At 56.0% G+C, this 14,329-nt stretch carries 9 protein-coding genes and 1 pseudogene; 9 read left to right on the top strand and 1 reads right to left on the bottom strand.

Annotated elements, in window-relative coordinates; all coding sequences use genetic code 11:
- Positions 1-36: 36 nt before the first annotated feature.
- The 7 genes from GURA_RS17690 to GURA_RS23035 all read left to right on the top strand — a co-directional run bounded on the left by GURA_RS17690 (position 37) and on the right by GURA_RS23035 (position 10,140).
- Positions 37-3,189 carry an efflux RND transporter permease subunit gene (locus GURA_RS17690; RefSeq protein ID WP_011940285.1) on the top strand — a complete coding sequence of 1,051 codons (3,153 nt, stop codon included), beginning with the start codon at positions 37-39 and terminating at the stop codon, positions 3,187-3,189.
- 25 nt (positions 3,190-3,214) lie between these two features.
- Positions 3,215-4,150 carry a hypothetical protein gene (locus tag GURA_RS17695; protein ID WP_011940286.1) on the top strand — a complete coding sequence of 312 codons (936 nt, stop codon included), beginning with the start codon at positions 3,215-3,217 and terminating at the stop codon, positions 4,148-4,150.
- A 46-nt stretch (positions 4,151-4,196) separates the two neighbouring features.
- Positions 4,197-4,943, top strand: coding sequence for a hypothetical protein (locus tag GURA_RS17700; RefSeq protein WP_011940287.1), 747 nt, complete (start codon positions 4,197-4,199; stop codon positions 4,941-4,943).
- 28 nt (positions 4,944-4,971) lie between these two features.
- The gene (locus GURA_RS17705) at positions 4,972-5,301 is read left to right on the top strand and encodes a PepSY domain-containing protein (protein ID WP_011940288.1); all 330 of its coding nucleotides are present in this window, start codon (positions 4,972-4,974) and stop codon (positions 5,299-5,301) included.
- A gap of 160 nt (positions 5,302-5,461) precedes the next feature.
- Positions 5,462-6,337, top strand: a complete 876-nt coding sequence (locus tag GURA_RS17710; protein WP_011940289.1) for a hypothetical protein — start codon at positions 5,462-5,464, stop codon at positions 6,335-6,337.
- A 96-nt stretch (positions 6,338-6,433) separates the two neighbouring features.
- A complete protein-coding gene (locus GURA_RS17715; RefSeq protein WP_011940290.1) occupies positions 6,434-8,176 on the top strand; it encodes a peptidoglycan-binding protein in 1,743 nt (580 codons plus the stop codon).
- Positions 8,173-10,140 (top strand): ABC transporter ATP-binding protein/permease, encoded by a 1,968-nt coding sequence (locus GURA_RS23035; RefSeq protein ID WP_011940291.1) that lies wholly within the window; start codon positions 8,173-8,175, stop codon positions 10,138-10,140. The genes GURA_RS17715 and GURA_RS23035 overlap by 4 nt, the downstream gene beginning before the upstream one ends.
- 12 nt (positions 10,141-10,152) lie before the next feature.
- Here GURA_RS23035 and GURA_RS17725 read toward each other — a convergent pair whose 3' ends face one another.
- Positions 10,153-11,664, bottom strand: a complete 1,512-nt coding sequence (locus GURA_RS17725; RefSeq protein WP_157046243.1) for a hypothetical protein — start codon at positions 11,662-11,664, stop codon at positions 10,153-10,155.
- A 354-nt stretch (positions 11,665-12,018) separates the two neighbouring features.
- Between GURA_RS17725 and GURA_RS17730 the strand changes: the two genes are divergently transcribed.
- Positions 12,019-13,308: a putative porin gene (locus tag GURA_RS17730; RefSeq protein WP_011940293.1), complete on the top strand. Its 1,290-nt coding sequence runs from the start codon at positions 12,019-12,021 to the stop codon at positions 13,306-13,308.
- Positions 13,309-13,600: 292 nt separating this feature from the next.
- A pseudogene (locus GURA_RS17735) lies at positions 13,601-14,200 on the top strand (sigma 54-interacting transcriptional regulator); the annotation flags it as partial.
- Positions 14,201-14,329: the final 129 nt, after the last annotated feature.

Here is a 14,329-nt window from a genome sequence, read left to right on the forward strand (position 1 = left end):
TGTTTCGTGACAGGCCCTAAAGAGGGGTTTACAGCCATGATGCGATGGATCGTTTCATCGAGCCTGAAGTTTCGTTTCCTGGTGATCGCAATCGCCGTGGCTTTGATGTACTTCGGCATCGGCCAGATTCGCAACATGCCCGTGGACGTCTTCCCGGAATTCGCGCCACCGCTGGTGGAGGTTCAGACCATAAGCATCGGGCTATCCGCCGTTGAAGTGGAAGCCCTGGTCACCATTCCACTGGAAGAAGCGTTCAACGGCTTGCCGGGGCTTGACGTCATGCGCTCCAAATCGGTCGAACAGCTGTCGTCGATCAAGATGATATTCAAGCCCGGAACCGACCTGCTGCTGGCCAGGCAGGCAGTGCAAGAGCGCGTGGCGCTGGCGTCGCCGGGGTTGCCGACCTGGGCGGCCCCGCCGGTGATGCTGCAGCCACTGTCAGCCACCAGCCGGTGCATGAAGATCGGGATATCGTCGAAAAACAGGTCCGTGATGGACTTGTCGATGATCACTTATTGGACGATCATGCAGCGCTTGTTGCGCGTTCCCGGCGTGGCCAACGTGGCGATCTGGGGCGAACGGATTCAGATGATGCAGGTGGAGGTCGTACCGGAACTGCTGAAGAAGCACGGCGTCACGCTGGATGAGGTAAAGGAAGCCACGGCCAGCACACTGGATGTGGGGTTGCTGCAATTTGTAGATGGACACATTATCGGCACCGGCGGATGGGTCGATACCCCCAATCAAAGGCTCCCCATCCGGCACGTCATGCCCATTATCTACAAGTCGGACGAAGTCAAGCCGGAAGCGCTGGCCAATGTGCCCGTTGCAGTGAGGAACGGCAAGCCGCTGCTGCTGAAGGACGTGGCCGAGATCGTTATCGATCATCAACCGATGGTTGGGGACGCTATCATTAACGATGGTCCCGGACTGCTGCTCATCGTTGAAAAATTCCCATGGGGCAATACACTGCAAGTGACCAAGGGGGTCGAAGCAGCCATCGATGCGTTGCGACCCGGCCTTCCCGATGTGGACATCGACACCACCATCTTCCGTCCCGCGACCTTCATCGAGATGTCGCTCGACAATCTCAGCAAGGCGCTGCTCATCGGCAGCCTGCTCCTGGTTCTGATTCTTTTCTTCTTTCTGTACGAATGGCGTTTTGCGCTGATCAGTTGCGTGGCGATGCCATTGTCTCTGGTGGCAGCGGGACTTGTGCTCCATCTGCGTGGGGCTACGATCAATGTCATGATTCTCGCGGGGTTTGTCATCGCTCTCGGTGACATCGTCGACGACGCGATCATCGACATAGAAAACATCGTGCGGCGTTTGCGCGAGTATCGCAAGTCGGGTCGTCGTGACAAGTCGCTGGCGAGGATCATTCTGGACGCCTCGCTCGAAGTGCGTGGCGCCATCGTTTATGCGACCCTGATCGAAGTATTCGCCATTATGCCGGTCTTTTTCCTGAAGGGGCTGTCCGGCGCCTTTTTTAAGCCACTTGCCATTTCCTATGCGCTGGCGCTGTTGGTATCCATGATAGTTGCCCTGACCGTCACACCGGCGCTGGCTTTTCTTTTCCTGCGCAATGCGCCGCTCGAAGGTCGGGAGTCTCCGATCGTGCGATGGCTCCAGAGCAGCTACGTGAAGATTCTCGAACCGATCATCCGTACCCCTCGTCCGGCGTACTTCACCGTCGGCGTCATCGTGTTGGCCGGCCTCGTGGTCTACCCGCTGCTCGGGCAGTCCCTTCTGCCTTCGTTCAAGGAAAGGGACTTTCTGATGCACTGGCTGACCAAGCCCGGCACTTCCTGGCCGGAGATGGACCGGATCACCATTCAGGCCAGCAAGGAACTGAGAGACATCCCCGGCGTGCGCAACTTCGGCGCCCACATCGGGCAGGCCATGATCATGGATGAAGTGGTCGGCATGTATTTTGGCGAGAATTGGATCAGCGTCGATCCCAAGGTCGACTATGACAAGACGCTGGCCAAAATTCAGGAGACGGTCGACGGCTATCCCGGAATTTATCGCGACGTGCAGACCTACCTGAAAGAGAGAATCCGGGAGGTGCTCACCGGAACATCCGAAGCCATCGTCGTGCGCATCTATGGTTACGACCTGGACGTCCTGCGCAGCAGCGCGAACAAGGTAAAAGATGCCCTCACCGGAATCAACGGCATAACTGACTTGCACGTGGAGTTCCACGAGAAGATACCGCAGATCGAAGTAAAGGTCGACCTCGACAAGGCGCATGAGTACGGCATCAAACCGGGCGATGTGCGCCGGGCGGCGACCACCATCATGGCCGGCGAAGAAGTCGGCGACATTTACATCGGCAAGCGGGCGTACGATGTGAATGTCTGGAGCATACCGGCAGTGCGCAACAGTCTCACCGACGTTCGCGAGATGCTGATCGATGTGCCCGGTGGCGGTCACGTGCAGTTGCAGAATGTGGCCGACGTGCGTATCGCGCCGACTCCGAATGTCGTATCACATGAAAACCTCAAGCGCCGCATCGACGTCAAGGCCAACGTGAAAGGACGTGATCTCGGCTCCATGGTGACCGATGTCAAAGCTCGCCTCGCGAAGGTCGAGTTCCCACGGGGGTATTTCCCGGAGCTGGTTGGAGAATACCAGGAGCGGCAGACTGCCCAGAGGAACCTGCTCTACGTGTCTATTGTTGCCGCGATCGGAATTTTCTTTCTCCTGCAGACATCCTTCGGAAGCTTTCGCTTGGCGATGCTATCCTTCCTGACCTTGCCCTCGGCCCTGGTGGGCGGCGTGCTGGCAGCGTATTTGGGTGACCGTGTCATCTCGCTTGGTTCGCTCGTGGGCTTTCTCACTATTTTGGGGGTCGCGGCGCGCAACGGCATTATGCTGATCGACCACTTTCAGCATCTCGAGCGGCATGAAGGGGAACCCTTTGGTCCCGGACTTGTTCTGCGCGGGGCACGGGAACGGATTTCTCCGATCATGATGACGGCGCTCACATCGGCACTGGCCATCTTGCCCCTGGTGGTTGCCGGCAGCATTCCCGGTCATGAAATCGAGCACCCGCTGGCCGTCGTCGTTCTGGGCGGCCTGGTCACCTCGACGTTGCTCAACCTGTTCGTTGTCCCCAGCCTGTACTTGCGCTTTGGCCGCCGGAAAACCGAGACCGCCGCGCAAAATACACAAAGTGACCTCTGAACTATAAATAGGAGGAGAAGATACAATGAAATCAAGATGCCGCATCCCGTCGCCATTTTACGTGATACTGGTATCCTTCGCTTGTTGCATCGGGCTGTTGAGTGGCTGCACCAAGGCTCAGGAAAGCAAGACCGAAACCAAGGCCGAAACCAGGACCGACAGCCAGCCTTCCGAGAAAAAGTTCGAGGACTTCGTCCCCAACAACTTTTCCGATCCAACCAGGATCGACAACGAATGGCTGCCCATGAAACCGGGAACGCGATGGGTTTATGAGGGCATCACCATCGAGGATGACGGCAAGGCCGTTCCTCATCGCGTAGTGACGAACGTCACCGATCTGACCAAGGTGATCGGCGGCATCCGCTCGGTGGTTTCCTATGATCTGGACTACAGCGATGGCGAACTGGTGGAGGCGGAGCTCGCTCTTTTCGCTCAGGATAACGCCGGTAACGTTTGGCGCATAGGCGAGTACCCCGAGGAATACGAAGACGGAAAGCTCATCGCGGCAAAGCCCTGGATCCATGGCCTTGAGAATGCGAGAGCCGGGATAATGATGAAGGCCAAGCCGCAGGTCGGGACTCCGAGTTATGCCCAGGGATGGGGACCCGCAGTCGATTGGACGGACCGCGGAAAGGTGGATCAGATGGGCCAGGAGACCCGTGTCCCAACGGGCAATTACAAGGACGTTCTGGTTATTGCCGAGACCAGCCAATCGGAACCGGATGCCGAACAGCTCAAGTACTACGCACGCGGTGTGGGGAATGTACGCGTGGGCTGGAGAGGGGCGGGAGAAAAAACAAAAGAGACACTGGAACTGGTCAAGTTTGAGCAGCTCGGTCCGAAGGCCCTGGCCGAGGTTCGTCAGAAGGCGATGAAACTGGAGAAGAGCGCCTACAAGAACAGCGGGAAGCTGTTCTCTCTGACGCCGCCGGCGGAGCCGATGCCCGGCAGAGCTCAATAAGTGAATTGTGAATCCGTGAGGGCTCGGGGCTCGATCAGGTTGGCTTTTGATCAGAAAAAAAGAGAAAAGAGATGACAAAATGATTAAAAAAATGCGTCCGTATTTTCTCATCATGGCTTTAGTTGCCGCTCTGTCTTGTGTCGCAAGCAACCATGCCTTGGCGGAAGAGTGGCTGGAAGATTTCAATTTAGCCGCCCGAAAACTGACTACTACCGGGAAATCAAAATATTTCGTTCTTGTTCCTGGATTCCAGATTGTTCTGGAATCCCCGACGGAAAAGATCACGATAACGGTGCTTGACGAAACAAAGGAGATAAACGGCATCACCACGAGGGTAGTTGAAGAAAGGGAACTGAAAAACGGAAAGTTGCACGAAATTTCGAGAAACTTCTTTGCCCTGGACCCGAAAACCGGTGATGTTTTTTATTTCGGTGAAGATGTGGATGACTATAAGGAGGGGAAAATCACGAGTCATTCAGGGACGTGGAAGGCGTATGAAAATGGAAACAAACCCGGTCTGATCATGCCCGGAAATGCTGAAGTCGGGAAAAAGTATTACCAGGAGATCGCGCCGGGCGTAGCAATGGATCGGGCTGAAGTCGTCAGTGTGTCCGAGACGATGAAAACTCCGGCAGGAACATTCGATAATTGTTTAAAAATCCGGGAATCTTCAAAAGATAAACCGGCACCGGCAGAATACAAAACTTATGCACCCGGCATTGGGTTGATACAAAAAGAAGATGCGAAGTTGATTCGCCATGGATACCTGAAGGGAAAGAGTGCTCCGAAGTAACATATAAAAACAGAGGAGACAAGATATCATGGAATCGAGCAACAGTCGTTTCAGGAAGGGTGCATGGTCTATCGCGGTGGTGATCGTTTCGGTTTTCACCTGGTTCGGCTCGGCCGGTGACCTTTTGGCGGCGGCCGGGAACAAACCGCGGTTGGAGCAGCCGGTTGCAAAGATCTCAGGGGAAAAGGCGACCGAGATCGCGCTGAAGGAAGTGCCCGGCAAGGTTACCTCCGTTGTCATCGAAAGAAAACGCGGCAAGAACGTGTACGTTGTCGAGATCATCGAGAAGAGCAGCGGAGGGGAAGTCGATGTTCTGGTTGATATGAAGACGGGGAAAGTGTTGGGAACGGAAAGGTAATGATTAGCACCCCACGCCGCCTCGACGGCGCTTTATCGGGGAAAAACCTCGGTGAAACGCGCTTCGACTCCGCTCAGCGCACGAACGTTCCCTGAGCGGAGTCGAAGGGAACTGAACTTACTCAGAAGTCTGAATTATTTGTACCAAGGAGCTTGCTACCATGAAAAATATGATTCAGGCAATTGGGACGATCGTTGTGATCATCCTCTTTGCCGGCAACGTTTGCGCCCAGGCCCAGGGCAGTCCGGGTACCGAGGAGTTCGGCCTGACCCCAAAGCAGCTTGTCCAGTCCATCGAGAAGGTTGAAGCGCTGATCTCCAGGTGCATGCGTGACCATGGGTTTCAGTACGTTCCCGTTGACTATATCACGGTGCGCAATGGCATGGGCGCCGACAAAAACATGCCCGGGCTCAGCGAGGAGGAATTCATCAGCAAGTACGGATTCGGCGTTTCGACAATGTACACGGGTCACCCCCCCCAGCTCGCCACGGGTTACAGTCCGGCCAAGGCAGGCTTGGGTGAACGGAACGTCCAGATCTACAGGAACCTTTCGACTCCTGATCAGGTTGCCTACAACCGTGCGCTCCTGGGAGAGAATATCGACGCGACATTCGCAGTCGGGCTCGAGACGGAAAACTTTTCGCGCACCGGTGGTTGTACACGCAAGGCTATCGAACAGGTCTTCAAACCGGAACAATTGAAGGCAACCTACTACAACCCCAAGGACGCCCTGATCAACAAGGACCCGCGTATGAAAGCCGCGCTGAGAAATTATGCCCGCGAGATGCGCAAGGCCGGTTTCAACTACAATCATCCGGATGAAGCTGAGCCTGACATAAGGGCGCGGCTCGCTGCCCTCACAAGCGGCGGCACTATCCTGGTCGCAAAGATGTCGCCTGAGCAGTTGGCCGCCCTCAAGAAGCTCCAGGACTATGAGCGGCGGGTAGCTGCGCTGAATTTCAAACTGGAAAAGAAACTTTTCGACCCGGTTGAAGAGAAGATCGAGCGGGAAAAATATCCTCGTAAAGTTCAATAAACTTCGCCGCCGCACAGGCCCGGCTTCAGCAGCCCGAACACCTCTTGCTGGTGGACCGGCAGGCTTCCGCAATGCACGGCGTCAGGGGCTTAGATTATGGCAAAAAAACAAACCATCGTCCTATCTGGTGTCCTGGTGTTTGCCGCTGTTGCTACGGTAGGAGGTTGGGTGGCAAGTACGCGGATTCAATCTCCTGCGGAAATGGCTGCGCGAGCAGCCCCCCCGGTAGCATCGCCGATTCTCGTCCCGGTGGAGAAACGCGTGCTGAGTTCCAACGTCGTGACGCGTGGCACGGCCCGGTTCGGATTGCCTCAACCGATCTCGATTGTACCGTCTGCCTTGAAAAAGGACGCGGGATTGATCGCCACGTTGCCTTTACCAAACACTCAGTTCAGGGAAGGGGATGTGATGCTCACCGCTTCCGGGCGTCCCCTCTTCATTCTTCAGGGCAAGCTCCCGGCCTACAGGGATCTCGTTCCCGGGATCTCCGGCGATGATGTACGCCAGTTGCAGCAAGGGCTCAAGCGCCTCGGGTATCATCCTGGGCCCATAGATGGTATCTACACGCATCAAACCAGCATCGCGGTGGCCAAATGGTACAAGTCGAAAGGAAGGGAGCCGTTTGGATCGACACCGGACCAACTTGCAAGTGTCAGCACCCTCGAACTGGCTTGGACTGATGCGAAAAAAAGCGAGTTGACGGCTGTTGCCGCTGCCGCTGCCGCAGTCCCCGCCGTAGAAACCGCACGCGCCTCTGCCGAGCGCAACAATAAAGCTGCTGCTGCTGAACTTGCAGCCAAGATGGCGGACCAGCGCAGATTCACGGTGAACCCGATAACGGGTACGCCTCTGGGAGTAGAAACCGCTCGCGCCACGGCAGACGAAAAGAATAAAGCTGCTGCCGCCGAGTTGGAGGCCAGGATCGCCGAACGGGCTTTGATCGCGCTGGACCCACGACAACCGGCAACAGCCCGGAAGGCCGCCGATGCCAAACTCGAAGTGGCTCGAGCCGTGTTACGCAGTTCCCAACTGGAAGGTAAAATGGCCGTCCAGGCCGCGGAACGTGACGACAAGTTGGCCGCCGAGCAATTCAAACTGGCTGAAGCGGCTGTAAAGTCAGTTCGCCTGGAAGGTGAAATGGCTGTTCGCTCTGCTGTTGACGCACTGAAGATCGCCGAGTTCGATGCCAAGATAGCCCGTGATCGCACCAACCGGCTCGCTGCTGACCTGGCCAAGGCCGAACGCAAGCTTGGCGTGCAGGTGCCGGTCGATGAGATCGTTTTCATCCCCGAACTGCCTGTGCGCGTAAAGGAGGTCACGGCTCGTGTCGGTGACCCGGCGAAGGGTACCGTTTTGTCGGTAACGGATAATAAATTGGCGATCGACGCCTCCCTCCCCTTCGACGCCGCACCGCTGGTCAAGCCGGGGATGCCGGTTGCCATTGACGAGCAGGCCCTTGGGGTCAAAGCCAAGGGTGTCGTTGAGAGGGTGGCCGATACCCCCGGCACCTTTGGGGCTGACGGATACCATATCTACTTCGAGGTGCGCGTCATTGAGACGTCGACCCCGCAGATGGAAGGTATCTCCGTGCGCCTCACCATACCGGTCAAATCAACCGGGGGGGCCGTCACTGTGGTGCCGATCAGCGCACTATCTCTCGCCTCGGACGGGAAATCGAGAGTCCAGGTAAAAAACAAAGGCACACTCGAATACCTTGTCGTCCAGCCGGGACTGTCCGCCGACGGTTACGTCGAAGTGACTCCCGTTGACAGAACGCTCGAGCCGGGCCGGCTCGTGGTGGTCGGATACGAGAATCCCGAGAAAAGGACGCCACCATGATCGCGCATGAACTCGACGCAACGCACAGGGTGTTCGAGCTGCGCAAGGTCAGCAAGCAATACGGTAGCGATCCGGCAGTGCACGCACTCGTTGATGTTGATCTTTCGCTGGATCGTGGCGAATGGCTGTCAATTACCGGACCTTCCGGCTCAGGAAAGTCGACTCTGCTTAACATCATCGGCTGCCTGGACCGCCCTACCAGCGGCAGCTATTTCATCGATGGCATAGACACCGCCAACTTGACCGATAAAGAACGAGCCGGCTTGCGGAGTCAACGCATCGGGTTCGTGTTTCAAGCATTCCACCTGCTGCCTTACCGGACTGTATTGGAAAACGTGATGCTGGCCGAGGTATACCGCAAGCAGCCCAACAGCGGTCGGAGAGCCCGCGCATTGGCAGCAATCGAGCGGGTCGGGCTCAGTCACCGCGCGGATTTTTTGCCGACGAAACTGTCGGGCGGTGAGAAGCAAAGGGTCGCCATTGCCCGCGCATTGATCGGCTCTCCCAGTTTGTTGTTATGCGACGAACCGACCGGAAATCTCGATTCGAAATCTTCTGCAGCCCTGCTCGATCTTTTCGAGAAACTAAACCAAAACGGTATTACGCTGGTCATCGTTACGCACGACGAGCATATCGCCGGTCGGGCCGCCCGCCGCGTGCATGTTGTTGATGGTTCCCTGACAGATGTCACCAATGAACAGAACGGGAAAAAGTCAACGGGTCCCTCGGCAACGCCTGTGAATACGACCGAACTCCGGTCAGGAATCACGTTCCGTGACCTTCTGCATGAAGGACTTGCCGGGATGTTTGCCAGGCCGGTGCGTATGATGCTGACCGTGTTGGGCATTGTCATTGGGCTGACCGCCCTGGTGGCGACGCTGGGCCTGACCCGCACCGCCGGCAACCGGATCATCAGCCAGTTTGACCAGCTTGCAGCGACCGAGCTTTTCGTCAAGGCCAGGCCCGGTAGAACAACGGGCATAGTCGATCCAAAAGCAATTCCATGGGATGCTCCGACTCGTCTTCGCCGTCTGAACGGCGTGGTTGCCGCCGGAACGATTAGCGAGGTTGATGTGGGAGGCGCGCTGGTCAGTTCGTCGCCCGTGAAAGACCCTCTCAACCAGAGCGCTTTCAAGCTTGCGGTGTATGCCGCGTCCCCCGGTCTCTTCAGAGCGGTCAGAGCTGAACTGAAGACGGGACAATTACCGGATCAGGGTCATTCGAATAGAGCGGACAGGGTCGCTGTTCTCGGTCCGGATGCTGCTCTGCGGCTCGGCATTACGGGCCTCGAGCAACTTCCGGCGATCTCCATCGGCGATCATCTCTACCTGGTTGTTGGTATCCTGCGCGATGTTGCCCGCAAACCAGAGTTACTCGGGTCCGTCATCATCCCTGAAGGTAGCGCACGCCGCTATTTCGGGTTGGCCGGTCCCGACACCGTGGTCGTCGAGACAAAGATCGGCGCGGCATACCTCATTGCCGATCAGGCACCATTGGCGCTACGGCCCGACGATCCACGGGTTTTGAAGATCGAGGTTCCCCAGGAGCCAAAGCGGGTGCGCGATGAAGTACAAACTGATCTGGATGTCATGTTTCTCATGCTCGGGGCGTTATCTCTGGTTGTAGGCGCTATCGGCATCGCCAACATTACACTCGTGGGGGTGATGGAGCGGACTGGTGAGATCGGCCTGCGCCGGGCAATCGGAGCAACACGCGGGCACATCGCGGCGCAGTTTCTGTTCGAGAGTGCCTCGATGGGCGTTATCGGGGGAATCATCGGGGCCGGCATCGGCGTTCTCATCGTGGTTGCCGTCTCCGCATACCAGGTTTGGACCCCGGTGCTGGACCCTGTGGTCCCCATCCTCGCACCACTTGTCGGCGGCGGGATCGGACTGTTGTCGGGTACCTATCCGGCATTGCGTGCTGCCCGCCTGGAACCGGTTGATGCGTTCCGGACGGCGTAGCATCATCAAACCTTACCACACGGCCGTGAGCTGCGATAAGACCCCATCCGCGGAGTTGCCGGTACCGCCCTCATGCGTCGCGTAGTCCCAGTTGTGGGAATACTCGATAGCAAATCTGAGATTGTCCAATACCCATTCGCCCACGCCCACGACAACTCGTCTCCTGGGGAGGAACCCAACCCTGCTTGGCTGCCCGTCGGTCACCCGCGTCACTCCCGCCAGATCGCGGCTCTCCGAATAGCCGATGGCGAGGTAGTTTCCTTGAGCGCCAATCGCCTCGACCCACGGGTTCCAATCGAACTGATAACCCAGTGCGATCTGCCAGGCGGAGGGCTTTATGCTGACCGACTTTCCCAGATCATCCATAAACTTTGCCCGGCTGATGGCCCCGTTCCACTCGCCAACAAACGATACCGGGCCGAGGGTCGCTTTGATGCTCGCAGCCATCCCGTCTACGAAACCGATCTGCCCCAGAAAATTATTATATTCGAATCCCAGGAATCGACTGTCGAAAATCGAGCTGTTGTAATCCACATCGACATCGACTGACCAGGGACAAAAGTCGGTCCCGCGCAGCTGGTCGTAGGGACGACCGCAATTCCCCCTGGTGTGAAAGCCCGCCGTGGCGTCAATGTGGTTTTCGGGCCTGAATCCGCCGCGTTTTTCATCCCCCTTAAAGGTGTCGCCATTGAAAGAATAGACACCCACATTGAAAAGAGGAGGAGCCGGCTTGGGAACGACGGGAGTTGGCGGCGACGGCGGAGGTGGTTTGTAGCCAAGGGCTCTGCCCAATGAGCTGATGAGGGGGTTAATCACCAGTGGCCTGACTGGTGGCTGAGTTACCGGTGGCGTGGCTGGAGTCAAGGCAGGCGTCGGAAACCCGAGGCCAATCCCGACGGCAGTTTGTCTCATCTCGAATCCTTCGACGGTCAGGGGGTCTTCAATGGTCAGCACGTCTGCCACGGGGTCGCCTGTCGAGATGCCGAAGGGCAAGATGATCCGGCCCGCAGTCATAAAAAGCGGGAATATCTGCGGATCGCCGATGGTAATGTTCGCCGTGTCGATACTGATGCGATCCCCTCCCCCCTGTTGGAAGCCCGCGGTCGTCGGAAAGGTAACGTTCGTACCATCAATCAATTCCAAGATGAGACTTCCCTTGGTCCAATTGTTTACCTCGATTTCAAAGTCCAGCTGGGCTGTACTCAACGCGAGCACGCCTTCAGACCGACCGGAAAAATCCTCGGTCCATCCACCGGTCACATCGAGGGTACCGCCCAGGGACACGGACTCGTTGATCTTCGACCCCAATGTTGAAATGGCATCCCGAATGATTGAACGGGTTGCGTCCTCCCGGGCGGTTTGCGCGTCCTCCAATTCCTTGACGCGTTGCTCCAGCTCTTTTTCCCTGCTCAGTACCTCTTTTCTTAGATTATCCAGAGACTGTTCGGTGAGTATGAAACTTGCCTCACCGGCACTGGCGGCCGCCGCCCAAGACGGAAAGCACAGCGCGAGACACAAGAGCACAACTACAGCGACGGGTACGGCCGTTTGACGAATATTCACGAGTTTCTCCGTGAAAAGATTATAAGAATCCGCATCTTAATTAGATGAAAAGATAACACATAAAGAGGGAAATTCAACGGTTAAATTAATAAATTATAGTTAAATTTTCTGCGCCATTTTCCTTTGAGCGACTGTACAAACCGCCATTAATAGTTACACTTATCGTTACACTGCTTCTGTCCGGCAAGGGGGATTTTGCAACCAAATCCCCCCTGCCCCCCCTTTCTTAAAGGGGGGATCTCTCAGCGGAAGATTGGTGCTAATCAGGTAATGCTTTGACTTTAATTAATACTCTTCTTCAATAAGGGAAAAGTCATGCTGACAAACGTGTCCAAGTGGTTACCTCTGTTGGTTTTGTTCTCTTTGATTGCATTTTCATCTTCTTCTTGGGCCGGGGAAGTTGACATTCTGCTAAAGAAGCTGGTGGAGCAGGGGGTCCTCACGAAACAGGATGCGGATGGGATCATTGAGGAGATGAGGCAGGAAACAGTCCGGCAGGAGAAGAAATCCCAAGAAGAAAAGAAGGCGGAGGACGAAGGGAAGAAATCGGCGGGCAGGGGTGGGGACGCCAAGGAGATTCCGGCGTGGATCAAAAACACGAGCTTCATAGGGGATCTGAGGCTGAGGTATCAATATGACGATCGGGAAGATGACAATCTCGAGGAAAGGCACCGCGGCAGGTTCAGACTGAGAGCTGGTGCGGAAATGAAAGTGGCGGACGGGGTTAAAGCGGGTTTTGGCCTCGTTACGGGCACCGGCGACCCCCGCTCGACAACCATAACCTTTGAGAATACGTTCGAGAAGAAGAGTGTGAGAATCGATTACGCTTTCGCGGAGTACAAACCGGTCGATTGGTTGACCCTGACCGGGGGCAAATTCAACAATCCCCTCTGGCGACCTTCGGATTTCATGTGGGACGGCGATATGACGCCCGAGGGTGCGGCTGTGAATCTCCGCAGAGGGATCATGCCCAATCTCGACATTTTTCTCAACACGGTTTTTTTCATCCTCGATAAGCAAAACAGTGGCAGCGATCCCAACATGATCGGCATTCAACCGGGGATGAACTGGAAGTTCACCGAGGATGTCCACCTCCAGCTCGCCATGACTTACTATCTATTCGATGGGGTGAAAGGGCATACTCTGGAATTCTCCAGCAATACAAATACCCGGCTCAATGACCAGCTGAGGTTCGACTACGATGCACCTTCCGTCAGCGCAGAGCTTGGATTCAAGAACCCGTTGGGTTTAACGTTCATTCCCTACTTCGGCATCTTCGGCGAATACATCTACAACCCGGATCCCGATAACGACAATCAAGGATACGTGGCTGGTGCAAGGCTGAAGCATAATGAGATGAGTAAATTCGGCGACTGGATGTTCGAGTATTCCTATCGGCGGCTGGAGAAAGATGCCTGGCCCGATGTCTTTCCCGATTCCGACTTCCATGGTGGCGATACGAATGTCAAGGGGCATGAAGCCATCGTCAACTTCGCCTTATGGAAGAACATTTGGCTTGCCCTGGACTATTACCGGTCCCAGAGAATTGTCGATCTGAAGCAAAAGGAGAACCTCTTTCAGTTCGATTTCAATGTGAAATTTTAGCGCAGCTTTTACCTTCCATAATGGCCGTTTGGTCAACACCCGCCCCATCCATTCAATGGTGTGGATTTGCCCGATCATTCGGCGCGTGAAAAACACCCTTTTGCATTCTTCGTCAATCGTATAGAATATCGTTGCCGTCCACACAGAAACAATGGGCGGCGGAAGAGCGGGCTTTGTGCACGAAGTATTCGCTTTGCCGCCGTCTTGTTTGAGGCAACCATTTTACAGACGAGGTGAATCTTGCTCCTAAGTAATGCCGGGCGATTGCTGATTGTGGATGAGGCCCCCAGTGGTGGCCCGCTCGCCCCAGCCAGTCCTGGTGGCCGGTGAATCGGGGACGGGAAAAGAGCTGATTGCCCGGGCGATCCATCGCCTCAACGGCTGCAGCGGAGAACTGGTTTCGGTGAATCTGGCAGGACTGGACGACACCACGTTCTCCGACACCCTGTTCGGACACAAACGGGGAGCGTTCACAGGCGCAGAGCAGCTGCGCGAGGGGCTGGTCGTCAAGGCGGCCGGTGGGCTTCTCTTTCTCGACGAAATCGGCGACATGGGGGAGCTTTCCCAAATAAAGCTGCTGCGCCTCATCCAGGAGCGCGAATTCTATCCGGTCGGATCAGACACCCCTCGCCGATGCGATGCACGGATTGTCTGCGCCAGCAATAAAGACATCAAAAAAATGGTGGCAGCAGGCAACTTCCGTAACGATCTCTACTATCGCCTGAATGTACACCATGTGTCCCTCCCCCCCCTCAGAGAGCGGAAAGAGGATATCCCGCTTCTTTTGCAGCACTTCATACGCCACTCGGCAGAAAACCTGGGATTGAAGCCCCCGACCTATCCCAGGGAGCTGCCGGAACTGCTTTCGACTTACCATTTCCCTGGCAACATGGAGTTGTCTGTTATCCGGACTGGTCAAGGGAACCAACAACATCACGGTAACCGCCACTGACATTGCCGGAAACATCACCACCAGAAGCGCAGGCATAAACGTCATATTCCCCGACGGCAACCTGAAAGA

The organism is Geotalea uraniireducens Rf4 (genome assembly GCF_000016745.1).
In the GTDB taxonomy this organism is placed as follows: domain Bacteria; phylum Desulfobacterota; class Desulfuromonadia; order Geobacterales; family Geobacteraceae; genus Geotalea; species Geotalea uraniireducens.

Excerpts from the sequence above, each read along its gene's own strand:
- GURA_RS17715 (WP_011940290.1), top strand. The coding sequence starts at position 6,434 with ATGGCAAAAAAACAAACCATCGTCCTATCTGGTGTCCTGGTGTTTGCC.
- GURA_RS17695 (WP_011940286.1), top strand. The coding sequence starts at position 3,215 with ATGAAATCAAGATGCCGCATCCCGTCGCCATTTTACGTGATACTGGTA.
- GURA_RS17705 (WP_011940288.1), top strand. The coding sequence starts at position 4,972 with ATGGAATCGAGCAACAGTCGTTTCAGGAAGGGTGCATGGTCTATCGCG.
- GURA_RS17710 (WP_011940289.1), top strand. The coding sequence starts at position 5,462 with ATGAAAAATATGATTCAGGCAATTGGGACGATCGTTGTGATCATCCTC.
- GURA_RS17730 (WP_011940293.1), top strand. The coding sequence starts at position 12,019 with ATGCTGACAAACGTGTCCAAGTGGTTACCTCTGTTGGTTTTGTTCTCT.
- GURA_RS23035 (WP_011940291.1), top strand. The coding sequence starts at position 8,173 with ATGATCGCGCATGAACTCGACGCAACGCACAGGGTGTTCGAGCTGCGC.
- GURA_RS17690 (WP_011940285.1), top strand. The coding sequence starts at position 37 with ATGATGCGATGGATCGTTTCATCGAGCCTGAAGTTTCGTTTCCTGGTG.